Origin of the sequence: Novosphingobium sp. SG919, from assembly GCF_012932495.1 — a bacterium.
Lineage (GTDB): Bacteria > Pseudomonadota > Alphaproteobacteria > Sphingomonadales > Sphingomonadaceae > Novosphingobium > Novosphingobium rhizosphaerae.
Genome location: NZ_JABCNG010000001.1, coordinates 698,034 through 720,880 on the forward strand (window position 1 = coordinate 698,034; position 22,847 = coordinate 720,880).

At 66.6% G+C, this 22,847-nt stretch carries 18 protein-coding genes and 1 tRNA gene; 9 read left to right on the forward strand and 10 right to left on the reverse strand.

Annotated features, from left to right (window positions below):
* The first annotated feature begins 84 nt into the window (after positions 1-84).
* The 6 genes from FHT19_RS03170 (at position 85) to alaS (ending at position 9,863) form a co-directional block, all read left to right on the forward strand.
* Positions 85-630 (forward strand): DUF2062 domain-containing protein, encoded by a 546-nt coding sequence (locus tag FHT19_RS03170; protein ID WP_169473929.1) that lies wholly within the window; start codon positions 85-87, stop codon positions 628-630.
* A 138-nt stretch (positions 631-768) separates the two neighbouring features.
* A complete protein-coding gene (locus FHT19_RS03175) occupies positions 769-3,150 on the forward strand; it encodes an ATP-binding protein (protein WP_248290377.1) in 2,382 nt (793 codons plus the stop codon).
* 389 nt (positions 3,151-3,539) lie between these two features.
* Positions 3,540-4,610 carry a recombinase RecA gene (gene recA / locus FHT19_RS03180; RefSeq protein ID WP_168554335.1) on the forward strand — a complete coding sequence of 357 codons (1,071 nt, stop codon included), beginning with the start codon at positions 3,540-3,542 and terminating at the stop codon, positions 4,608-4,610.
* Between the two features lie 297 nt (positions 4,611-4,907).
* Complete coding sequence (locus tag FHT19_RS03185) at positions 4,908-6,338, forward strand: DUF389 domain-containing protein (RefSeq protein WP_169473930.1); 1,431 nt, start codon at positions 4,908-4,910, stop codon at positions 6,336-6,338.
* Positions 6,335-7,150 (forward strand): class I SAM-dependent methyltransferase, encoded by an 816-nt coding sequence (locus FHT19_RS03190; RefSeq protein ID WP_169473931.1) that lies wholly within the window; start codon positions 6,335-6,337, stop codon positions 7,148-7,150. Before FHT19_RS03185 ends, FHT19_RS03190 begins: the two co-directional genes overlap by 4 nt.
* A 64-nt stretch (positions 7,151-7,214) precedes the next feature.
* Positions 7,215-9,863 (forward strand): alanine--tRNA ligase, encoded by a 2,649-nt coding sequence (gene alaS, locus FHT19_RS03195; protein WP_169473932.1) that lies wholly within the window; start codon positions 7,215-7,217, stop codon positions 9,861-9,863.
* A 60-nt stretch (positions 9,864-9,923) separates the two neighbouring features.
* Here the strand turns inward: alaS and FHT19_RS03200 are convergent, their stop codons facing one another.
* Positions 9,924-11,066 (reverse strand): HAMP domain-containing sensor histidine kinase, encoded by a 1,143-nt coding sequence (locus FHT19_RS03200; protein WP_169473933.1) that lies wholly within the window; start codon positions 11,064-11,066, stop codon positions 9,924-9,926.
* Complete coding sequence (locus tag FHT19_RS03205) at positions 11,063-11,752, reverse strand: response regulator transcription factor (RefSeq protein WP_168554340.1); 690 nt, start codon at positions 11,750-11,752, stop codon at positions 11,063-11,065. The genes FHT19_RS03200 and FHT19_RS03205 overlap by 4 nt, the downstream gene beginning before the upstream one ends.
* A gap of 161 nt (positions 11,753-11,913) precedes the next feature.
* On the opposite strand from FHT19_RS03205, the gene FHT19_RS03210 reads away from it, so the two are divergent.
* Complete coding sequence (locus FHT19_RS03210) at positions 11,914-12,588, forward strand: outer membrane beta-barrel protein (protein WP_169473934.1); 675 nt, start codon at positions 11,914-11,916, stop codon at positions 12,586-12,588.
* 68 nt (positions 12,589-12,656) lie between these two features.
* On the opposite strand, the gene FHT19_RS03215 is transcribed toward FHT19_RS03210, so the two are convergent.
* From FHT19_RS03215 to FHT19_RS03230, 4 genes are all read right to left on the reverse strand, one after another.
* Positions 12,657-14,432: a cation:proton antiporter gene (locus tag FHT19_RS03215; protein WP_168554342.1), complete on the reverse strand. Its 1,776-nt coding sequence runs from the start codon at positions 14,430-14,432 to the stop codon at positions 12,657-12,659.
* Between the two features lie 114 nt (positions 14,433-14,546).
* Positions 14,547-16,103 carry a DUF1963 domain-containing protein gene (locus tag FHT19_RS03220; protein WP_169473935.1) on the reverse strand — a complete coding sequence of 519 codons (1,557 nt, stop codon included), beginning with the start codon at positions 16,101-16,103 and terminating at the stop codon, positions 14,547-14,549.
* Positions 16,104-16,229: 126 nt separating this feature from the next.
* Entirely contained in the window at positions 16,230-17,453 is a 1,224-nt protein-coding gene (locus FHT19_RS03225) for an NADP-dependent isocitrate dehydrogenase (RefSeq protein WP_168554344.1), read from the reverse strand.
* Positions 17,454-17,559: 106 nt separating this feature from the next.
* Complete coding sequence (locus FHT19_RS03230) at positions 17,560-18,102, reverse strand: class I SAM-dependent methyltransferase (protein ID WP_168554345.1); 543 nt, start codon at positions 18,100-18,102, stop codon at positions 17,560-17,562.
* A 205-nt stretch (positions 18,103-18,307) separates the two neighbouring features.
* On the opposite strand from FHT19_RS03230, the gene FHT19_RS03235 reads away from it, so the two are divergent.
* Positions 18,308-19,726: a sulfatase-like hydrolase/transferase gene (locus FHT19_RS03235; RefSeq protein ID WP_169473936.1), complete on the forward strand. Its 1,419-nt coding sequence runs from the start codon at positions 18,308-18,310 to the stop codon at positions 19,724-19,726.
* A 75-nt stretch (positions 19,727-19,801) separates the two neighbouring features.
* On the opposite strand, the gene FHT19_RS03240 is transcribed toward FHT19_RS03235, so the two are convergent.
* Both FHT19_RS03240 and FHT19_RS03245 read right to left on the reverse strand, forming a co-directional pair.
* Positions 19,802-19,876, reverse strand: a tRNA-Val gene (locus FHT19_RS03240).
* Positions 19,877-19,966: 90 nt separating this feature from the next.
* Positions 19,967-20,329: a response regulator gene (locus FHT19_RS03245; RefSeq protein ID WP_168555437.1), complete on the reverse strand. Its 363-nt coding sequence runs from the start codon at positions 20,327-20,329 to the stop codon at positions 19,967-19,969.
* A gap of 305 nt (positions 20,330-20,634) precedes the next feature.
* Between FHT19_RS03245 and FHT19_RS03250 the strand changes: the two genes are divergently transcribed.
* The gene (locus FHT19_RS03250; RefSeq protein WP_248290247.1) at positions 20,635-21,570 is read left to right on the forward strand and encodes an N-formylglutamate amidohydrolase; all 936 of its coding nucleotides are present in this window, start codon (positions 20,635-20,637) and stop codon (positions 21,568-21,570) included.
* Positions 21,571-21,645: 75 nt separating this feature from the next.
* Here the strand turns inward: FHT19_RS03250 and FHT19_RS03255 are convergent, their stop codons facing one another.
* Both FHT19_RS03255 and FHT19_RS03260 read right to left on the reverse strand, forming a co-directional pair.
* Positions 21,646-21,957, reverse strand: coding sequence for a hypothetical protein (locus tag FHT19_RS03255; RefSeq protein WP_169473937.1), 312 nt, complete (start codon positions 21,955-21,957; stop codon positions 21,646-21,648).
* A 27-nt stretch (positions 21,958-21,984) separates the two neighbouring features.
* Positions 21,985-22,761 (reverse strand): SapC family protein, encoded by a 777-nt coding sequence (locus FHT19_RS03260; RefSeq protein ID WP_168554348.1) that lies wholly within the window; start codon positions 22,759-22,761, stop codon positions 21,985-21,987.
* Positions 22,762-22,847: the final 86 nt, after the last annotated feature.

Below are 22,847 nucleotides of genomic sequence, written 5' to 3' on the forward strand. Positions count from 1 at the left end.
TTGGCAAGCTGGGCGGGTGCAGGATCGCGGCGAACGCCTTGGCCGCCACCATTGCTGCCACAACCACCAGGAACTGCCGTTTCGATGCATCAGAAGATAGCCACGATGGTCCGCTCCTCGATGCCCACGCGCGAGCAGATGGAGCGCAACCGCTTTACCGGGCCGCTTGCGGCGCGGGCGGAACTGTGGCGCTTCACCCGCCGCTCGGTGCCGCGCGGCGTGGCGATCGGCCTGCTGGTGGGCATCTTCGCGATGATCCCGGGTGTGCAGATCGCGGGTGCTGCGGCCATGTGCCTGCCGTTTCGCGGCAATATCCCGATTGCCGCGGGGATGACCTTCCTCTCCAATCCGGCGACAACGCCGCTGTTCATTGCCGCCTCGCTCGCGCTAGGCAACTGGTTTGGCTTCCACGCCGATGTCCCCACGTTCATGGGGCTGTTCGAACGCGGCGCCAGCCTTTCGGAATGGACGGGCTGGCTGCTGTCCGATGCGGCCCCCGCGCTGGTGTTTGGCCTGTTCGTGATCTCGGTGGTGGCTGCCGCGCTGGGCTATGTCATCGCGGCGTTTGCCTGGCGCTGGTGGACGGTGCACAAGCGGCGCACGCGCCTGGCCATGCGCGCCGGGCATTGATGAAGTGGGCGGGCTTTGCCGCCTGCAGGGGTGAAGGGAGCGAGCGTGCCGGCCGCAGCGGGCGACATCGAGGGGGAGAGCGACCGCTCGGCCACGCAGGCGGGTGCAGGCCCGGCCTGGCGACGCGATGCCATTGCGGTGGCCGCGGCAGCGGCGCTCGGCGCTCTGGTGCTGTGGCTGGTCGCGGGCGATGCGGTTCTTGCGCTGGCCTATCTCGTCGGCCTTGGTGCGCTGGTTCTGGCGGCGCGGCTGGTGGTGCGGTTCGTGCCCCAACGGGCCGATTCCGCCTTGGCGGCGCCCGATTGGTCGGTCACTTTCACGGCGATCGAACGGCCTGACGAAGCGCTGGCGATCATCGACCGGGCCGGGCGCCTGGCTTGCGCCAACAGCCGCTTTGCCCAATGGTTTGGCCATGCCGCGCCCCCGCGCGTGCCGCTCGATGGGCAAGACGCCGATGCGCTCGATGGCGCGGTGCGGGCCGCATGGCGCGATGGCCGGGCGCATCTGGACCAGGTTGCCTCGCCCAAGGGGCGCTGGCGGGTAGACCTGCTGCGCGCCGGGCGCGGGCAGGATCACCTCGTCTGCCGTTTCGTGCCGCTGGCGCAGGTCGATCTGGTGGCCGACATGGCCGGCCATGTCGCGGGCAAGCTCGGCCGCGCGCTGGCGCGCGAGGGTATCCAGGCCGCCGTGGTCATGCCTGATGGGCGGGTGCGGGCGGCCAACACCGCCTTTGCCGCCCGCGCCAATGGCGAGGGCAGCGCCGTTGTGGGCAGCGATTTCGTTTCCTGGTTCCGCGCCGATGATAGCGAGCGCATCTTCTATGCCCGCGAAGGCGCGCGGGGCATGCCGGTGCGCTTTGTCCATGTGCCGGTTGTCGATCCCGATGGCGTGGCAGGCACCGGGGCCATTTCCGATCCGGCACGGGTGCCCTCGCTGTTCCTGATCATCGACAACGATGGCGCGCTCGGTGATGCGCGCGCGGGGCTTCCGCAGATCGAGGCGCTGCTTTCGCGCCTGCCGCTCGGCTTGGCGATGACCGACCGCGATGGCCGTTTTCTCTTTGCCAACCGTGCGTTCCTGCGCGCCGCGGGCCACGACGATACCGTCCCGCCGCCCTATCCGTCCGACCTGGTGATCCGCGAGGACAAGGGCGCCCTGGCCGATGCCGTGCGCCGCTATACCCAGGGCGCGCCCACGGCCGGAGACGTGGCGGTGCGGCTGCGTGCTTCGCCCGAAGAGCCGGTCTCGCTCAGCCTGGCTGGTGTGCGCGGCATGGGTGAGGGGGCGGTGCTGCTGTCCCTCAAGGATTCGACCGAGGAAGCCCGCCTCAAGCGCGAGATCGCGCAGGCCACCAAGATGCAGGCCGTGGGCCAGCTCGCTGGCGGCGTGGCGCACGATTTCAACAACGTGCTCACCGCGATCATCGGCTATTGCGACTTGATCCTGATGCGCCACACGCCCGGTGACAGCGATTACGACGATATCCAGCAGATCAAGGCCAATTCCAACCGTGCCGCCTCGCTCACCCGGCAATTGCTGGCGTTCTCGCGCCAGCAGACGCTGCGCCCCGAAGTGCTGCAACTGCCCGATGTGGTGGCCGAGGTTTCCACGCTGTTGAAGCGCCTGCTGGGCGAGAAGATCCAACTCGACGTGACGCACGACCGCGATCTGGGCCTAGTGCGCGCCGATCCGGTGCAGTTGGAGCAGGTGCTGCTCAACCTGGCGGTGAACGCGCGCGACGCGATGACCGCCAATGGCACCGATACCAAGGCCGGTGGCAAGCTGCGCATCGCCACGCGCCGCGTCACCGCGAATGACGTGCGCGCAATGAAAAGCGAAATCCTGCCGATCGCGGATTACACCGCGCTGGTCGTGGAGGACACCGGGCACGGCATCAAGCCTTCGCAGATTGGCAAGATTTTCGAACCGTTCTTCACCACCAAGGAAAAGGGCAAGGGCACGGGCCTTGGCCTGTCCACCGTCTATGGCATCGTCAAGCAATCGGGCGGGTTCATCTTTGCCGATAGCGAGGTGGGCAAGGGCACGCGCTTTACCATCTACCTGCCTGTCCACGTGCCCGATCCGGCCGAGGCGGCCGAAGCCGCGCGGCCCAAGGCCGAAACGCGCCGCACGGAGTGGACCGGCGGCGGGCGCGTGCTGCTGGTGGAAGATGAAGACACCGTGCGCGCCGTGGCCGAACGGGCCCTGGTGCGCCAGGGCTATGAAGTGACCACGGCCGCCGATGGCGAAGACGGGCTGGAAGCACTCGCCCGCATCATGGCCGCGGGCAACGACATCGACCTCGTGGTGTCCGACGTCGTCATGCCTTCGATGGACGGGCCCGCCATGGCGCGCGAGATTCGCCGGGTGAAACCCGATCTGCCCGTGCTGTTCATGTCCGGCTATGCCGAGGAACAGCTCCGCCGCGAGATCGACATTCCCAACATGCATTTCCTGGCCAAGCCGTTTTCCGTGGCGCAGATCGTGGCGGCGGTGGAACAGGTGCTGCGCGGCGGCTGATTGCCCCTCCACCACCCGCCACGCGGGCGTTCCCCGTTCCCATCGCTGCGGGACAGGGAAGATCAAGCAGGTCCTCCCCCTGCTGGGGGAGCGTGGCAGGCCGCAGGCCTGACGAAGTGGGCAAGGAACAAAGCCACCCTGAGTCGCCAATGCTGCCACGATGGAAGCAATTCCCGATATTCGCAAAAGACCATGATTTCGCGTTTGTTGCGGCCCGCTTCAGCTTGCAAACAGGCCCGGAAATCCCCATGATTCCAAGCGACGGCAGGAATTGTCGCCAGTCTGGAGTGAAATTTATGTTCCCCTCTTGTTCCTATGGAACAGAGTGAGTACATTGTTCTGCGTGTTGACGGTTCGTGTCAGCCATCTCTAGGCAAGGGGAAGCAGCCATGGCGGCGCAGCTCAAGCTCATTCAGGAAGGCAAAGAAAAGGACATGGATCGTCAGAAGGCGCTAGACGCCGCGCTGGCCCAGATCGACCGCGCATTCGGCAAGGGCTCGGTGATGAAGCTGGGCTCGAAAGAGACGATGCAGGTGGAGGCTGTTTCCACCGGCTCGCTCGGGCTTGATATTGCGCTGGGCATCGGCGGCCTGCCGCGCGGCCGCATCATCGAAATCTATGGTCCGGAAAGCTCGGGCAAGACCACGCTGGCGCTGCACGCCATTGCCGAGGCGCAGAAGACCGGTGGCACCGCTGCCTTCGTCGATGCCGAACACGCGCTTGATCCGGTCTATGCCAAGAAGCTGGGCGTCAACATTGACGAACTGATCGTCTCGCAGCCCGACACGGGTGAGCAGGCGCTGGAAATCGTCGACACGCTGGTCCGTTCCAACGCGATCGACATCCTGGTGGTGGACTCGGTGGCCGCGCTGGTCCCCCGCGCCGAAATCGAAGGCGAAATGGGCGATAGCCATGTCGGCCTTCAGGCCCGATTGATGAGCCAGGCGCTGCGCAAGCTGACCGGCTCGATCAGCCGTTCGCGCTGCATGGTGATCTTTATCAACCAGGTGCGCATGAAGATCGGCGTGATGTACGGCAACCCGGAAACCACCACCGGCGGCAACGCGCTCAAGTTCTATGCCTCGGTCCGTCTCGATATCCGCCGCACCGGCCAGATCAAGGATCGTGACGAAATCACCGGCAACACCACCCGCGTGAAGGTGGTCAAGAACAAGGTCGCCCCGCCGTTCAAGCAGGTGGAGTTCGACATCATGTATGGCGAAGGCATTTCCAAGATCGGGGAAATCCTCGATCTGGGGGTGAAGGCCGGCCTGGTGGAAAAGTCGGGCGCATGGTTCAGCTATGATTCCGTGCGCATTGGCCAGGGCCGTGAAAACGCCAAGAACTTCCTGCGCGAAAACGGCGAGCTGCGCGATCGGCTGGAAGCCGCGATCCGCGCCCGCACCGAGCAGGTGGCCGAAGGCCTGATGGCCGGTCCTGACGCCGACGACGACAACTGATCGGCGCGGCAGGCGCCCGGCGCGCCTGCTGGCCTTTCACCCGATATCCTGATCGGCGCGCCACCCATTGCGGGCGGCGCGCCGATTACGTTTTGTTTCCCGGTGTTTGCGCTGCCCGCCTGGCGCGTTTAAAGCGCGATGAGGCACAGTGGGAACCAGCTCCCGTCGAAAAATCGCACGGCAGCAAAGCCTTGGTTCGCTTCACCACCATGGAGGCACGGCATTTCGATCCATACAGACACGACACTACAGCCCGTCCTGAACGCAGGCGGTTGGCGCGCGCGCTGGGCGGCCTGGATGACGGACGGCGTCGATCATGATGCCACGCTGCGGCAGGTGGTCGAGGATTCGGGATGGTCGGGCCGCTATGCCTTCCTGATCGTGATTTCGGCGATGCTCTCACTGCTTGGCCTGCTGATGCCGTCGGTGGCGGTGCTGATCGGTGCCATGCTGCTTTCGCCGCTGATGATGCCGATCATTGGCCTGGGCTTTGGCATCGCCACGCTGGATTTTGCCGAAATGCGCCGTTCCGCCTTTGCGCTGGGGGCCGGATCGGTGATCGCCGTGGTGCTGTCCATCGTGCTCGTCCGGCTCTCCCCGATCCAGACCATCACCACCGAGATTGCCGGCCGCACGCATCCCACCCTGTTCGATCTGCTAGTGGCGCTGCTGTCCGCAGTTGCCGGTGCCTATGCCCTGATCCGCGGGCGGGGCGGCGCGGTGGTGGGCGTGGCCATTGCCATTGCCCTGATGCCGCCGCTGGTCGTCGTGGGCTTTGGCCTTGCCACCGGAAACGCCACGGTGTGGGGCGGGGCGCTGCTGCTGTTCGCGACCAACGCCGTGACCATCGCATTGACCGCCGCGCTGGTCGCCCGCGTCCATGGGTTCGGCAGCCACCTTTCGCCCCACCACACCGGCCTGCAACTCACGATGTTCCTGGCCGCGCTTGGCCTGCTGTCCGTGCCGCTCGGCGCGGCATTGCGCCAGATCGCGTTCGAATCGCTGGTCCAGCGCCAGGTGCGCGACACCATTCGCGAACGCTTTCCCGACAGCGCCCGCCTTGGCCAGTTGGACATCGATTACAGCGCCCGGCCGATCCGCGTGCGTGCCATGATCCTCACCCCCACGGTCGATCCGGCGGCCGATGGCCATCTTGCCGATGACTTGCGCGCACGGCTGGTGCAGCCGGTCGATATCCATGTCGATCAATTGCGCACGGCGCAGGAAGTGGGTGCGGCCGAAGCGGCGCAGATCGCCCACGCCGCCGATGGCGATGGGGCCTATGGCGACGGATTGAACGCGGCCGTGGCGCGCCTGGCGCAAGTGGCCGGGGCGGCGCCCGATGTGGTGAGTGTCGATCGCGCCACTCGCACGCTGACCGTCGCCGCCGCGCCGCTTCCGGGGCTGAGCATGGCCGGCTACCGCGTGCTGGAACAGCGTGCGACCGCGCCCGAACCGGGCTGGACGGCGCATCTCGTGCCGCCACCGGGCGCTCCGCTGCCCGCCATCGTCCCGGTTGACGGCGTGATCGATCCCGCCGCGCTGGATGCTGCCGCCTGGGCCGCGCAGCGCCGGGGCCTTGCGCTCAGCGTGCGGGGCGGTACTGCGCGCCAGCGGCAGGCCGTGGCCGCTGCCCTTGCCGAAAACGCGGCCAGGGCCGATGAAGGGGACGCTGGCGGTCCGCTCCGCCTGGTATGGGGCCAACCGCAGGAAGACAGGCAACGATGACCGGGACAAGCGATTGGCAGGGTGGCGTCGGCCGTGCCTGGGCCGAAGAGTGGCAGCGCACCAATCGCTCGTTCTCCGCGCTCACGCCGGTGCTTCTGGCCGCCATCGCCGCGCAACCGGGTGCCCGCATCCTGGATATCGGCTGCGGCGCGGGGGAACTCTCGCTCGCCGTGGCGCAGGCGCGCCCGGCCGCGCAGGTGCGCGGCATCGATGTCTCGGCTGACCTGATCGAGGCAGCCCGGCAACGCGGGCAGGGCTGCGCCAATGCCCGGTTCGATCTGGCCGATGCCGGGGGCTGGTCCGATCCCACGTTCGTGCCCGATCTGCTGGTCTCGCGCCATGGGGTGATGTTCTTTGCCGATCCGCCCGCCGCGTTTCGCCAGTTGGCCGCTTCCGCCGCGCCGGGTGCGCGGCTGGTCTTTTCCTGCTTCCGTGCGCCGGCACACAATGCCTGGGCCAGCACGATGGCCAGCCTTGCGCCGCCGCCGGCCAGCCTGCCCGATCCCCGCGCTCCAGGCCCATTTGCCTTTGCCGATCCCGATCATGTCCGCGCGATGCTGGCCGGATGGACCGACCTGGCATTCACGCCCCACGATTTCCGCTATCGTGCCGGGGAAGGCGCCGATGCAGAAGCACAGGCGCTGGCTCTGTTCCGGCGCATCGGCCCGGCGGCCTCTGCCCTGCGCCAGGCGGCAGAGGCCGATCGCGCCGGTATCGAACACCGGCTGCGCCAGGTGATTGCCGCGCATCATCGGAACGACGAAGTATCCTTCGCCGCTGCCGCCTGGATCGTTACCGCCACGAAAGCGTAAAGCGATCACGGTTAGCGATGAATCCCGCTTGTTCCGCAGCCGCGCCTCGCCTAATCGCCGGGTCATGACTTCGACGAACGAAATCCGCCGGTCCTTCCTGGAATACTTCGGCTCCCAAGGCCACGAAGTGGTGCCGTCCGCGCCGCTCGTTCCGTATAACGACCCCACGCTGATGTTCACCAATGCGGGCATGGTCCCGTTCAAGAACGTCTTCACGGGCCTGGAAACGCGCGCCATTCCCCGCGCCACATCTTCGCAGAAGTGCGTGCGCGCCGGGGGCAAGCACAACGATCTGGACAACGTGGGCTATACCGCGCGGCACCACACGTTCTTCGAAATGCTGGGCAATTTCTCGTTCGGCGATTACTTCAAGGAACAGGCGATCACCAACGCCTGGACCCTGCTGACCAAGGTGTGGGGCATCCCGGCTGAAAAGCTGCTGGTGACGGTCTATCACACCGACGAAGACGCTGCCGCGCTGTGGCGCAAGATCGCCGGTTTGAGCGATGACAAGATCATCCGCATCGCCACCAAGGACAATTTCTGGGCCATGGGCGACGATGGCCCATGCGGCCCATGCTCGGAAATCTTCTACGATCACGGTGCGCATATTCCCGGTGGCCCTCCCGGCAGCCCGGACGAGGACGGCGATCGCTTTATCGAGATCTGGAACCTCGTGTTCATGCAGTTCGAGCAGGCGGCCGGCGAAATCGTCGGCAATCTGCCCAAGCCCTCGATCGACACCGGCATGGGCCTGGAACGCATCGCTGCCGTGCTCCAGGGTGAGCACGACAACTATGACACCGACACGTTCCGCGCGCTGATCGCCGCTTCGGAAAGCCTCACCGGCGTCAAAGCCATGGGCGAAAACACCGCCAGCCACCGCGTGATCGCCGATCACTTGCGCTCGTCCAGCTTCCTGCTGGCCGATGGCGTGCTGCCCTCGAACGAAGGGCGCGGCTATGTGCTGCGCCGGATCATGCGCCGCGCCATGCGCCACGCCCATCTGCTGGGCGCCAAGGATCCGCTGATGCACCGCCTGGTGGGCTCGCTGGTTACGGAAATGGGCCAGGCCTATCCCGAACTCGGCCGCGCGCAGCCGCTGATCGAGGAAGTGCTGCAGCGCGAGGAAACCCGTTTCCGCCAGACACTGTCCAACGGCTTGCGCCTGCTCGACGAAGCCTCGGCCGGGCTGGGCGAGGGCGACAAGCTGCCGGGCGAAACCGCGTTCCGCCTCTACGACACGTTCGGCTTCCCCTATGACCTCACCGAAGACGCCCTGCGCGCCCGTGGCGTGAGCGTGGACCGCGCCGGTTTCGATGCCGCCATGGCGCAGCAGAAAGCTGCCGCCCGCGCCGCGTGGAAGGGGTCGGGCGACGCTGCATCGAGCGAAGTGTGGTTCGACATTGCCGAGCGCGAAGGCGCGACGGAATTCACCGGCTACACCGCCACCAGCGGCGAAGGCGTGGTGGTTGCGCTGGTCAAGGACGGCGCGGAAGTGCAGGTGGCCCAGGCCGGCGACAGCGTGACCGTGCTGACCAACCAGACGCCGTTCTATGGCGAAAGCGGTGGCCAGATGGGCGATACCGGCACGATTGCCGGCGCTGATGGCCTCAAGATCACCGTGACCGACACCGCCAAGCCGCTTGGCCGCCTCCATGCGCACCAGGCCGTGGTGGACGCGGGCACGATCAAGGTGGGCGATGCCGTGCAACTGGTCGTCGATGTCGCGCGCCGCGATGCCACGCGTGCCAACCATTCGGCCACGCACCTGCTGCACCAGGCGCTGCGCAACCGCCTGGGCGGGCATGTTACGCAGAAGGGCTCGCTCGTCGCGCCCGATCGCCTGCGCTTCGACTTTTCGCATCCCACCGCGCTGACCGCCGACGACATCACCGCGATCGAAGCCGAAGTGAACGCGGAAATCCGCGCCAACGAGCCGGTGACGACGCGCCTGATGACGCCCGATGATGCCATCGCGGCCGGCGCCATGGCGCTGTTCGGCGAAAAGTATGGCGATGAAGTGCGTGTGCTCTCGATGGGCCGCCACACCACCGACAAAGTCTATTCGGTGGAACTGTGCGGCGGCACCCACGTGCGTGCGCTGGGGGACATCGGCGTGTTCCGCATCGTGGGCGAAAGCGCGGTATCCTCGGGCGTGCGCCGGATCGAGGCGCTCACCGGCGAAGGCGCGCGGCAGTGGCTGATCGGCCGCGAAGACGCGCTCAAGCACACCGCCAGCCTGCTGCGCACCACGCCCGATGAAGTGGAAGCCCGCGTGGCCGCCCTCATCGACGAACGCCGCAAGCTGGAACGCGAACTGGCCGAAGCCAAGAAGGCCCTGGCCCTGGGCGGCGGCGGCGCCAAGGCCGAGACGGCCGACGAAGACGTGGCCGGCACGAAGTTTTCCGGGCAGGTGCTGGAAGGCCTTGATCCCAAGGAACTGCGCGGCCTTCTCGACCAGGCCAAGCAGCGCCTGGGCTCGGGCGTCGCGGTGATCGTGGCCGTCAACGAAGGCCGCGCCTCCATCGCAGCCGCAGTGACCGAAGACCTCGCTGGCAAAGTCAGCGCCGTCGATCTGGTGCGCGCGGGCGTGGAAGCGCTGGGCGGCAAGGGCGGCGGTGGCCGTCCCGACATGGCCCAGGGCGGCGGCCCCGATGGCAGCAAGGCGGCCGATGCCCTGGCCGCAGCCAAGGCCGTGCTGGCCCGCTGATCGGCAAGGCAAGGCAGGATTAAAAAGGGCCGGTGCGCGCGCGCCGGCCCTTTTTGCTGGTCAGGCCTGGGCCAATGGCAGTTCCACCCGAAAGATCGCGCCAGATCGATCCTGACGGTTGCTCGCCACGATGCGCCCGCCGTGCGCCTCCGCCAATTTCTCTGCGAGGGCGAGGCCGAGCCCGCTGCCCGGCCGGCCCGCCACCTTGTCGGCGCGCGATCGCCAGAATGGCATGAACAGGCGCTGGGCATCCTGCGGGGCAAACCCGCCCCCTGCATCGATCACTTCGATGATGGCCCGGTGCTCGTCGCTGCGGCTGCTCACCTGGATACGGCTGCCCACCGGCGCATGCTTGATGGCATTGGTCAGCAGGTTGAGGAAAATCTGGCTGAGCCGCACGGCATCGCCATGCACTTTGCCCCCGGCATAGTGTTCGGCAAATTCCACCTCGGCGGCCACGGCGCTGCCGCGCAGGTCGGTCACGCACACGCGCAGCACGTCGTCCACCATCAGGTTGCGCCGATCCAGCGCCAGTTCGCCGGCATCGGCGTGGGCCAGGGTTTTCAAGTCCTCCACGATCCGTCCCAGGTGCTCCACCTGGCGCAGCAACCGATCGGCTTCTGCCGCGGAAGCAGGCACCATGCCATCGGCAATGCCATGCAGCCGTCCCTTGAGGATGGTCAGCGGCGTGCGCAACTCGTGCGTGACGCCGGCGGTGAACACCGTGCGCTCGCGCTCATAGGCCTCGATGTCGGAAGCCATGCGGTTGAAGCTGTCGATCAAGGTGCCCACTTCGCCCGAAACCCGCCCCTTGGCGACCCGAACCGAGCGATCGCCGGCGGCCACGGCTGCGGCCGCCTCGGCCACGGCGATGATCGGTTGGCTGATCCGCCGTGCCAGCAGGACCGCAACCGTGCCGCCGGCCACGATCGACGTGATGCCGATCGCCAGGATGAAGCCGGCATCGCTGATATCGAGTGCGCCGCTGCCATAGCGTTCGAACAGCGCGAAATAGCGTGGGCTGGCCTGCTGGCCATGGGCGATCAGGCCGGCCAGTTCCTGCCGCGCTTCGGGCGGCATGTGCTTCATCATCACCTGCAGATGGAAGTAAGCTGCGCCGTAATAGGCGATCAGCCCCACCGCCATGGTGATGGCGATCATCACCCCGGCCAGCGCGATCAACCGCGCGACGATGCTGTTCAACGCTCGGCCCACAGCCGATAGCCGATGCCGCGCACGGGCTCGATGATGTCGGGGCAACCGGCCATCATCAGCTTCTGGCGCAAGTTGGAAACGTGGCTGTCCACCACCCGGTCATAGGCATCGCTGTCGGGCGAAATCGCCTCCAGCAGTTCCGCGCGCGAAAAGGCCCGGCGCGGATGCGCGGCCAGATGGGCCAGGATGCCGAATTCGCTGGGCGTAAGCGGCAGGCGTTGGCGGCTCTCGGCCGGGCCGCAACTGGCGGTGCGGGCATCCAGGTCGATTTCCACCGGGCCTGCCGCAAACAGGCGGCGCAAGCGGCCGCCCCGCGTGCGGCGCAGCACGGCGCGGATGCGCTCCACCACTTCGGACGGGTTGAACGGCTTGACCACGTAGTCATCCGCGCCGATCCGCAAGGACGACAGCTTGGTGACTTCATCGTCCACCGCCGTGACCATGATCACCGGCGTATCCACCCGCCGGCGGACCGAACTGAGCACGTCGAGCCCGTCGCCGCCGGGCAAGCCGATGTCGAGCAGGACGAGATCGGGGGCAAACTGCGCATGCTGGCGCACCGCCTCTTGATAGCTGGTGGCGCGGGCCACGGCGAATCCGGCATTTTCCACGTACAGCGTGAGGATTTCTGCAATCTCGCGCTCGTCTTCCACGATCAGGATGCGGTCGGTCATCGGTGTGCCTCTTCACCCGATCCATGGCACGGCAGTGTTGAGAAATGGTCGAGAGCGCCTCGATCGTTCCTTGATCGCTTGCCCATCGGCCCTTGATCGCGCCGGGCTAGCTGCCGTGGCGGAGCCGGCGCCCCCTGCCGGCGATGCACAAGGAAGCGCATATGTTCCGTCCTCACCATCTTGCTGCCCTGGCCATGGTTGCCGCGCCTTGGGCCACCAAGGCCCACGCGCAAGACGCCGAAAAGGGGATCTATGCCGTGGCGCGCGCCGGCGGCGTGATCCAGCCCGATCAGAAGCTCGATCGCAATGGCCTGCCCAATGTCACGATCGACGACAACACCAAGTATCGCACCGGCGTGACCGGCGAAATCGGCGGCGGTTATGATTTCGGCATGTTCCGCCTGGAACAGACCATCGGCTACACCGATCTCAAGCTCAACCGCGATCGCGCCGAGGCCGGTGGGTTCCTGGCCGATGGCCGAGCCAAGATGTTCACGATGAGCGTGAACGGCTATGTCGATATTCCGCTCGGCCGCGTTTTCGTGCCCTATGTCGGCGGTGGCGTGGGCATGGCGCGGGTCGATGCCGATCTTTCGCGCGTGGATGCCGTGACCGGCGCGGGCAGCAGCTATTCCGGCAAGGACTGGGGCTTCCTGTGGCATGCCGATGCGGGCCTGGGCATCACGGTGTCGCGCAAGGCGACGGTCGAAGTCGGCGCGCGCTACACCCGCGTCAGCAGCCTGGCGTTCGACGGCCAAAGCGATGGCGTCGCCACGCAGTTCGCGCCGCAACTCAATGGCATTTCCGGCACCGTGGGCCTGCGTTATCGCTTCTGATCACGGGCAGATTGGCGGGGTGGCGCGCCGATCGGCGTTGCCGCCCGCTGCGCGCGCAGCCAAGCCGATCAGGCGGGGCGATCGCGCAGCCGGCTGGCCTTGAGGCGGGGTGGAGTGGCCAGTTCGCCTTCGGCCATGATCTGTTGGCGAAACTGGTCGCGCTTTTCATGGATCGAGGCGATCACCGGTCCCATCGGCACGCCCAGGTCTACCAGTACCGCTTCCGAAAGTTGGAGCGAACTTTCCAGCGTTTCGGGCACGGCATGGCTGGCCCCGGCGCGATAGAGCTGGGCGGCATGGCCGGCATCGCGCGCACGCACGATGATCGGTACATCCGGCGCCAGGCTGCGCAGCTTGCGCACAATGCGCAGGGCCAGCACCGGTTCGTCCATCGTCACGATCACTGCGCTGGCCTCGGCCAGGTTCAGCCGTTCGATCACCGATGCGCTGTCGATATTCCCGAACAGCACCGGCAGCCCGGCCGACCGCGCGGCGCGCACCACCGCCGGTTCGGCATCGAGCGCGAGGTATGGGCGGCCATGTTCGGTCAGCATTTCGCCGATCAGCCGGCCGACGCGGCCAAAGCCCAGGATCACGGTGCGATTGCCCTCGGGTTCGTCCACGGCAACCTCGTCCGGGCGCACGCGGTTGCGCACGCGGCCCGCGCCAACCTGGCCCACTTTGGCCAAAAGCGGCGTGATGGTGAGGCCGATGGCGGTGACGATTTGCCAGAATTGCGCGGTGGCCGGCTGGATCAACTGGGCCTGGGCCGCCGTGCCCAGCACGATCAGCGTGGTTTCCGAAGGGCTGGACATCAGGATGCCGGTTTCCAGCGCGGTGGAACGCTCCTTGCCCCAGAACAGCAGCAGCAGCCCGGTAACGAGCGCCTTGGCCACCACCACGCCGGCCACGCCGAGCGCCAGCGGCCAGAAATTGGCCACCAGCACGCGCAAGTCGATCCCCATGCCCACCGTGATCAGGAACACGCCCAGCGCCAGGCCCTTGAACGGCTTGGTGATTGCTTCCACCTCACCATGGTATTCGGTTTCGGCGATCAGCAGCCCGGCGAGAAGGGCGCCCATGATCGGCGACAGGCCGGCCGCCCCGGTGGCGAGCGAGGCAACGATCACCACCAGCAGGCTGGCGGCCAGGAACAGTTCCGGGCTCTTGGTCTTCGCCGCCTGGGCGAACAGCGGCGGCAGGCCAAAGCGGCCGAACACCAGCAGTGCAATGATGACCGCGCCGCCCTTCCACAGCGTTTCGACCATGCTTGGCGCGTTGGCCGCTGCCACCGGGGCCATGGCGCCCAGCAGGAAGATGATCGGCACCAGCGCGATGTCTTCGAACAGCAGCATGGAAAGCGCGGCGCGGCCCACCGGACCCTGCGTGCCGGAAATCGGCAGCACCAGCGCGGTGGACGAGAGGGCGAGCGCCAGGCCCAGGCCAAGTGCACCGGCCACTGGCTGGCCCAGCAGCATCAGCCCCAGCCCCACCAGCAGCGCCGAACCGACCAGTTCCATCGCGCCCAGGCCAAACACCAGCCGGCGCATCGACCAGAGGCGATTGAACGAGAGTTCCAGCCCGATCTCGAACAGCAGCAGGATAATGCCGAATTCGGCAAAGGGCTCTATCGCGTGGGGATTGGATATCGTGACGTAATGAAGCCAGGGCACGGCCTGCGCCAGCGAACCCAGGCCATAGGGGCCCACGAGCAGCCCGACGAGAATGAAGCCGATGATCGGCGTAATGCGGAACCGCGCAAAGGCGGGAATGACGATACCCGCCGCGCCCAGGATCACCAGGGCATCGGACAGGGCGGACGTGGATGCGAACTGGCCTGCCATCGGCCCAGGCTAGGGGTTATGGTCGCACTTGGCCACCCCCGGCTCTCGTAAGATTGTGTGACTGGGGCAAAAGAATGCCGCCGATCCGGATCAAGGCGGTGAAATTTCCTTGATCTAGACAGCCGGTGCGATCATTTCGGCGGTCTCGAACCGGCGCTCGGCAAGATCGTCCGGGGCGATCCAGAATTGCAGCACGTGATCGCCCAGGTGATGACCCAAGGCTTCATCGGCGGACAGTTCCAGCAGCAGCAACTCGCGGCCGGTGCGGTCGGACTGGTCGATCTCGGTTTCCGACGGCGCGGCCAGCAGGCGATCGGGTACGCGGGCGTGCACCCGTGCGGCGGTGCGCACGGCCAGGGCGTGGCGATAGGCCAGCCTTGCCACCAGTTCGTCCGGGAACGGAGCCGTGCTGCCGGGCAAGGCATGCAGCGTGGTTTCCACTGCCGTCACGCACCCGCGCGGCGCAACCAGCCGGGCGAGCGGGGCATACCCGGAAAACCATTCCCAGAACGCCTGGCGCACCGGCTCGGTCACGTCGGCAAAGGCGGGTTTCGTGCGGGCAAGCGCGTGCCATTCGCCGCATTCGCTCGCGATTCGGGCCAGCAGGGCGCGGCGTTCGTCTTCGCCCGCCTGGGGCCACAGCGTGCGTGCGGCGGCCGGCATCGTGCGTCCCGCTTCGCGAGACAGCATGGCCACCAGCGTCTGGATCGCCAGCCAATCGTGTGGAAAGCCGGGCCAAGGGCGGTCCATCAGCCCATCGTCGCCCACGTTGAAATCGTTGGGGGACAGCGCAAAGACCGCAACGGGCGATCCCTGCGCGGCCAGCAGGGCATCGGCCGTTGTGCTGCCTTCGGGCCAGGTCAGCGGCGGGGCGGCAGGATCGTGGGCGGCGGCGGTGAGTTCGATCACCGCCGGGGCAAAGGGCCATCGCGGCAAAACCTGTGGCGCATCGGCAGCATCGAGCGCCCAGGGCCAGGCTTGCGCCGTGGCATCGCCATAGGCCGGGGGCAGGTCGCCCGGCGGGTCGGCCTCGGTCCAGGTCGCGTCGTCTGCTTCGTCCAGCCAGATCACGCGCCCGTGCGCCGGGTGACCGGTGCCTGGTGCGGCGGCCAGATCGGCAAAGAACAACAGCGCCCCGCTGCCGGGCAGCACGCCCAGCCGGGCGCGAGGCGCCACGGCGGCGCAATCCACCTGCAACAGGAAATGCAGGGGCAGGCCGGTTCGGGGCGAGCGCGGCCAATCGAGCGGGGCGGGGGTGAAGGGAACGCCGCCATAAAAGCTGCGTGCGCCGGCGGGCGCGGGGGGAAAGGCCTGGCGAAACACCACCGCCTGGCGCAGCGCGCCGGCAATCGTGGCGGGCAACCGTGCAGGCGCGGCGGTCTCGGCGGCGGGCGGCGCAGTGGCCGCTTCATGCGCGGCGGCGGCCTGGGCGGCGGCCACGAACGCGGGCAGGTCGGGTGCCGCATCGGCTGCGGGAGACTGACTTTGCGCAACGGCGCTGCCGGGGCCAAAGCTACGACGGCGCACGATCGGGGCAGGGGCATCCTCGGCCAGTTCGGGCTCTGCCAGGGAAGCAGCCTTGCGGCGGCGGATGATCAGCAGCACCACAAGCGCGCCGAGCGCTGCCACCAGGGCCAGCCCGATCCCCGCCAATGCCGCCAATTCCCGCATGCTACCCCCTTGTGCGCAGCTCCGTCACCCGAAACCGCATCTGTTCGTGCTAGCCGGTTCCCACCCCAAAAGAAAAGGCCCCGGCGAGAGCCGGAGCCTTTCTTTTTCATGCGAAATGGCGCGGGTTCAGGCCCAGCTGGCCATTTCCTTTTCCAGGTTCTCGACGATCGCCTCGAAGAACTTTTCCGTGGTCATCCACGGCTGGTCCGGGCCGATGAGGATCGCGAGGTCCTTGGTCATCTTGCCGCTTTCCACGGTCTGGATGCAAACGCGCTCCAGCGTTTCGGCAAAACGCACCACTTCGGGGGTTTCGTCGAACTTGCCGCGATACATCAGGCCGCGCGTCCAGGCGAAGATCGATGCGATCGGGTTGGTGCTGGTCGCCTTGCCCTGCTGGTGCTGGCGATAGTGGCGCGTCACGGTGCCGTGGGCCGCTTCGGCTTCCACGGTCTTGCCGTCGGGCGTCATCAGCACCGAGGTCATCAGGCCGAGCGAGCCGAAGCCCTGGGCCACGGTGTCGGACTGCACGTCACCGTCATAGTTCTTGCAAGCCCAGACGAACTTGCCCGACCACTTGAGCGCGGAAGCGACCATGTCGTCGATCAGGCGGTGCTGGTATTCGATGCCGGCGGCGGCGAACTTTTCCTTGAAGCCTTCGCTGTCGAACACTTCCTGGAACAGGTCCTTGAAGCGGCCGTCATAAGCCTTGAGGATGGTGTTCTTGGTCGACAGGTAGACCGGCCAGCCCAGGTTCAAGCCATAGTTGAAGCTGGCACGGGCGAAATCGCGGATCGAATCGTCGAGGTTGTACATCGCCATGGCGACGCCGGCCGACGGGAAATCGAACACGTCGAGATCGATCGATTCGCCGTTCACGCCGTCGAACACCAGGCGCAGCTTGCCGGGGCCGGGGATCAGGGTGTCGGTCGCCTTGTACTGGTCACCAAAGGCATGGCGGCCGACCACGATCGGGTCGGTCCAGCCCGGAACCAGGCGGGGCACGTTCTGGATCACGATGGGTTCGCGGAACACCACGCCGCCCAGGATGTTGCGGATCGTGCCGTTGGGCGACTTCCACATCTTCTTGAGGCCGAATTCTTCCACGCGGGCTTCGTCCGGGGTGATCGTGGCGCACTTCACGCCCACGCCGTACTGCTTGATGGCGTTGGCCGAATCGATCGTGATCTGGTCGCCGGTCTCGTCGCGCTTTTCGACCGAAAGGTCGAAATACTTGAGGTCCAGGTCGAGGTAGGGAAGGATCAGGCGTTCGCGGATCCATTCCCAGATGATGCGGGTCATCTCGTCGCCGTCGATCTCGACGATCGGGTTCTTCACCTTGATCTTCGCCATAGCCGTCCTGTTGCCTTGCCTGGGGAGTTGAACTTACCGCCCCCTTAGCAGGTGCGGAACGCGGCGCAAGCACGGGGCCGGTGATTCTTGGCGGGGGTTGCGGTTTTCACGGCGCGGCCCGCAGGTCATAGATTGCCTCGCCCACGCGGACCCTGTGGCGCCGCACGATGTGCCAGCCGGCGTCTTCGAGCAGGCGGGCAAAGCGCAAGGGGCCGTGGCGGTGCAACCAGATCACTTCCTTGCGACGCAGGTGCAGCGCCCACAGCACGTCCTGGACCGAGGCGTGGTTGTAGGACAGCACGACCCGATCGAATTGCCGCAGTTGCGCAAACAGGCGCGGCAGATCGGTCACGTACTCCACCACGCCCAGCATGGCGGCGGCGCGTTCGGCAAAGGGGGGCAGGGGATCGGCGTTGAGATCGGTCAGCACCGTGCCCGGGCCGCGATCGACGATATCCACCGGCACATAGCGGGTGGCGGCGGGCAGATGATCGCGCAGCGGCATCAGTCCGCAGCCGATGTCCACCACGCCCGGTTCACCCGCCAGCCAGGTGGCGGCCTGGCGCGTGCGGCGGTCCCACCGGTCTTGCAGGGCAGACCAGTACAGGCGCTGGCAAGCCAGTGTCGCATCGGTGGGGGCATCATTCATCCCGGGCAGGTGGCCCGCCTGGCGTGGCAACATCAAGCGCAGTTGGCTCGCATGTGGCGCAATTGCCGAGGAAACCCGCCCAAGCCGGGCTATGCGTGGCGCTCAATTAATTTTGTAGACAATGTTGCACGCCCGGCCGAACTCTCCGCCACCATTTCCCAAGCCTCGCATTGGCGTTCGCCATTGCCGATCAAGGAGCCTTGCCATGTCATCCTCCCGCTTGTCCCGCCGCGCTGCCCTCGCCGGTCTTGCCGCCGGGGGCGCGGCCCTGGCATCGCCCACGCTGGCCGCGCCCGCGGGAGCATCAGCGGGCAAGAGGCTGAATTTCCTGTATATCATGGCAGATGACATGGGGTATGCCGATGTTTCTTGCTATGGCCGGCGCGACTATGCCACGCCCGCCATCGATGCGCTGGCAGCGCAGGGCGTGCGCTTTACCCAGGCCTATGCCAACAGCGCGGTGTGCACGGCCACGCGCGTGGCGCTGATCACCGGGCGCTATCAGTATCGCTTGCCGGTGGGCCTGGAAGAACCACTCGCCCAGCGCGCGGTGGGCCTGCCGCCCAGCCAGCCCACTTTGCCCTCGCTGCTGCGCAAGGCCGGCTATGCCACCGGCCTGATCGGCAAATGGCATCTCGGCAGCCTGCCCGATTACGATCCGCTCAAAAGCGGCTATGACGAATTCTGGGGCATCCGCAGCGGGGCGGTGGACTATTACACCCATGCCAATTCGGGCGGAAAGCCGGATCTGTGGGACGGGGCCACCCCGGTGCAACAGGCCGGATACCTGACCGACCTGATCGGGGACCATGCCGTGGCGGCGGTCAAGCGCAACGCCGGGATTGCCAAGCCCTGGCTGCTCAGCCTGCATTTCACCGCGCCGCACTGGCCGTGGGAAACGCCTGATGACGACAGCGAATCCAAGCGCCTGGCACAGTCGAAAGACCCCGAAGCGTTGATGCATTTCGATGGCGGCAGCCAGAAGACCTATGCCGCGATGGTACAGCGGCTTGACCTGCAGGTTGGCCGCATTCTCAAGGCGCTGGCCGAATCCGGCCAGGCAGACAACACCGTGGTGGTGTTCACCAGCGACAATGGCGGCGAACGCTTTGCCGATACCTGGCCGTTCACCGGCAAGAAGACCGAACTGCTCGAAGGCGGCTTGCGCATCCCCGCCATCGTGCGCTGGCCGGGCCTGGCCAAGCCCGGCACCACCAGCGAGGCGCAGATCATCTCGATGGACTGGCTGCCCACCTTCGTGGCGGCAGCGGGCGGCGCGCCCGATCCGGCGTTTGCCCCCGATGGCATCGACATCCGCGCCGCGATCGCCGGCGGCACGCTGCCCGAGCGCACGCTCTACTGGCGCTACAAGCTGCACGACCAGCAGGCCGCGCGCAGGGGTAAGTGGAAATACCTGAAGATCGGGGACAACAGCTTCCTGTTCGACGTGGAAGCCGACCCGCTGGAGCGCGGCAATCTCAAGGCGCTGCATCCCGATGTGTTCGCTGCGTTGACGCAGGACTGGAACCGGTGGAACGCCACGATGCTGCCGCTCGATCCGCAAAGCTACAGCCACGGGTTCACCGCGGCGAAGCTCGCCGATCATTTCATCGCGGTGGATTGATCATGGGCGGAAGGGGCGGCCCCGGCCGCCCCTTCACCGACAACAAAAAACCCCGCCGAAGCGGGGTTTTGCCGATGGTGGGCGTAGCAAGGATTGAACTTGCGACCCCTACGATGTCAACATAGTGCTCTACCACTGAGCTATACGCCCGGCACCATCGATTTTCCGTCAGCCGCTCGGCGTCGGGAGCGCCCCACTACCTTTGCCGTTTTGCCTTGGCAAGGGGGCAAATGTGGTTTTTTACGCAGCGTTGGCAAAGATGCGGTCGACCTCCATCACCAGGTCGCGCAAGTGGAACGGCTTGGACAGCACGCGGGCCTGCGGTGCCTCGCGGTTGGCCTTGAGGGTGACGGCGGCAAACCCGGTGATGAACATCACTTTGGTGGAAGGGCTGATTTCGTTGCAGCGCTGGGCAAGCTCGATCCCGTCCATTTCCGGCATGACGATATCCGACAGCAGCAGGTCGAAACGCTCGCGTTCCAGCAGGGGCACGGCCGCGGTGCCCCGATCGACGGCCACCACGCTGTAGCCGGCGTTTTCCAGCGCGCGCGCCAGATAAGTGCGCATGGCTTCCTCGTCTTCGGCCAGCAGGATGCGGATCATGTTACCCTTCTGATTTTCCATGTCGTTTTCCAGATGCACCCGGCAGTCGCGCGTCGCCGTTGCCGGCGGGGCACGCAGCCGGGGTGCTGCTATAGCGCCCGGCGGGTTAACAATCTCCGGCCGCCAGCATCGGCTTTATCGGCCGCGTCCTTTGCCCGCTTTTGCACCCGTGGGGTTTTGACAGAACGCGCAAAGCATTGCAGCCAATGGGCATGGATGCAACCGATGGTCCCGCCCCTGATTCGTGCCGCGATGGGGCAGTGCCTGCATCCCATTCCTGTGTGCCTGCCACAAGCCAGGATAGCGTGACCCAGGCCGAAGGCGGCGCGATTCCCGGTGATGCAGGGCCGGCCTTTGTCCTGCATCGCCCGATGCCCGCGCCGATCCCTGTGGTCATTGCCGTGCCCCATGCCGGCCGGGCCTATCCGCCAGGCCTGCTTGCCGCGATGCGCCAGCCCGCGCAGGCGGCGCAACGGCTGGAAGACCGCCTTGTCGATCTGGTGGCGCAGGCCGTGGCGCGGCAGACCGGCGCGGCCTTGCTGATCGCGCGGGCGCCCCGCGCGATGATCGATCTCAATCGCGCGCCCGACGATCTCGATCGCGAGATGATCCTGCCCGATCCCGCCCTGCCCGATTTTCCGCCGGTTGCGCGCGGGCCGATGGCGGCGCGCCGCGCGCATAGCGGGCTGGGCCTGGTGCCGCGCCGCCTGGCCGGGCTGGGCGATATCTGGCGCCAGCGCACCCCGGCAGCAGAAATCCAGGCGCGAATCACCGGCATTCATGCGCCTTATCACCTGGCCCTGGCGCAAGTGCTGGCCGACCTGGCATCGCGCTGGGGTGCGGCCCTGCTGATCGATTTGCATTCCATGCCACCCCTGGCGCGGCGGGAAGAGGGGGAATTGCCACCCACCTACGTGCTGGGGGACCGATTCGGCGCGGCCTGTGCCGGCCCGCTGATGGCGGCGGCCTTTGCCCATCTGGCCGCCTGCGGCGCGCGGGCGGCACACAATCGCCCTTACGCCGGCGGTTATGGCCTGGAACGCCAAGCCCGGCGCGAGGCGGGGGTGCATGCGGTGCAAGTGGAAATCGACCGCAGCGCCTATCTCGATGCGGCGCTGGCCGAACCGGGCGCAGGGCTCGCCGATGTGGTGGAAACCGTCACCGGGCTGGTGCGCGTGCTGGCGGGCGAAGTCGCCGCTCTGGGCCAAGCAGCGCAGCGATGGCCGCGCGCGGCCGAATAAGGCCAAGAAAAAACCACCTGGAGACGTATCTCCAGGTGGCCAAGGTTCAGGGAGGAGGTGCACCAAGTGCACCAATCAGACCGGGCCATGAGGGGAGCGCCGGCCTGATGTGATGAAGATAGGCAACACTTCCGAACCATGCAAGGGGGTGATGCAGAAATTTATTGCATTTGCCGAAAATCTTTGTTTGCTAGGCAGCCCTTTCCTGAACGGGCAATACATTTGCGGTTCAGTGAACGCACCAAGCACCCTGATTCTCACCATTTTTTGCAGAAAAGGCATCGCCGCGGCGCGTGCCGGGTGATCATCGCGCGTGCCATCGAGCACGAAAAAAGCCCCAGCCGTTGCCGGCGGGGGCTTTCTCGTTTGGGCTTTGGCGCCGGTCATCCGGCACCAAAACGCACCAATGGCGTATTACAGCGCCGGCACGGCCACCGGGGCCGGAGCCTTGCCCTGTTCGGCCTGGATGCCGAAGATCGTGCTCATCAGGTCGAGCGAGAAGATGTGGGCATAGAGCAGCGGCAGCAGGCCGCTCTGCGCCCAGCCGCGCAGCACGTCGCCGCGGATTTCGCGCAGCTTTTCCTGGTTCACCATCTGGAACCCGCGATAGATGAACGGCTGGTCCACACCGGTCTGCTGGATGGCGACTTCGCCTTCCATCAGCAGGTTGTGCTTCTTGAGTTCATCGATGAACGCCTGCGTGCGCTGCCCGGCCTGTTCGAACTGTTCGCAGAACTGCAGGGCCTGCTTGGTCGCTTCGCTCGGCTGGTCGCCGTCGAACAGCGGCTCGCCATCCTCGAATTCGCCGACCAGGCCGCTCGACGGATCGAAGCACAGCGACAGCTCTTCACTGTTGGGCGTGAGCTTTGCGAGCATGAAGGGATAGCGGCGCGCATAGGCGGGCAGGTAGATCGGTTGGTCGATCTTGCCTTCTTCGTTGACGAAGACATTCACGCCTTCGTTCAGGCCCATCAGCGCCAGCGGCACGGGATTGTCGCCCGAAGCGAAGATGATCGGGAAGTGGCGCGCAGCCTGCGGGAATTCTTCCACGGTCAGCGGCACGGCATGCTGGCCGATCAGCCACGGGGCCGATTGGGCGCCGCGTGCGCGCCACGTGGCGTGGTCGCGCGTGTTGAGCGGCATGAGGTCCTTGTAGAACAGGGGCAGGTTGGCTTGCGGCGCGCTGGCCATGAACTCTCTCCGAAAACGATAATGGGCCCGTGGCCAGCACGGGCGCGCGCCGGGCATAAGGCCTCAAGGGTGCAGTGACAAGCGCG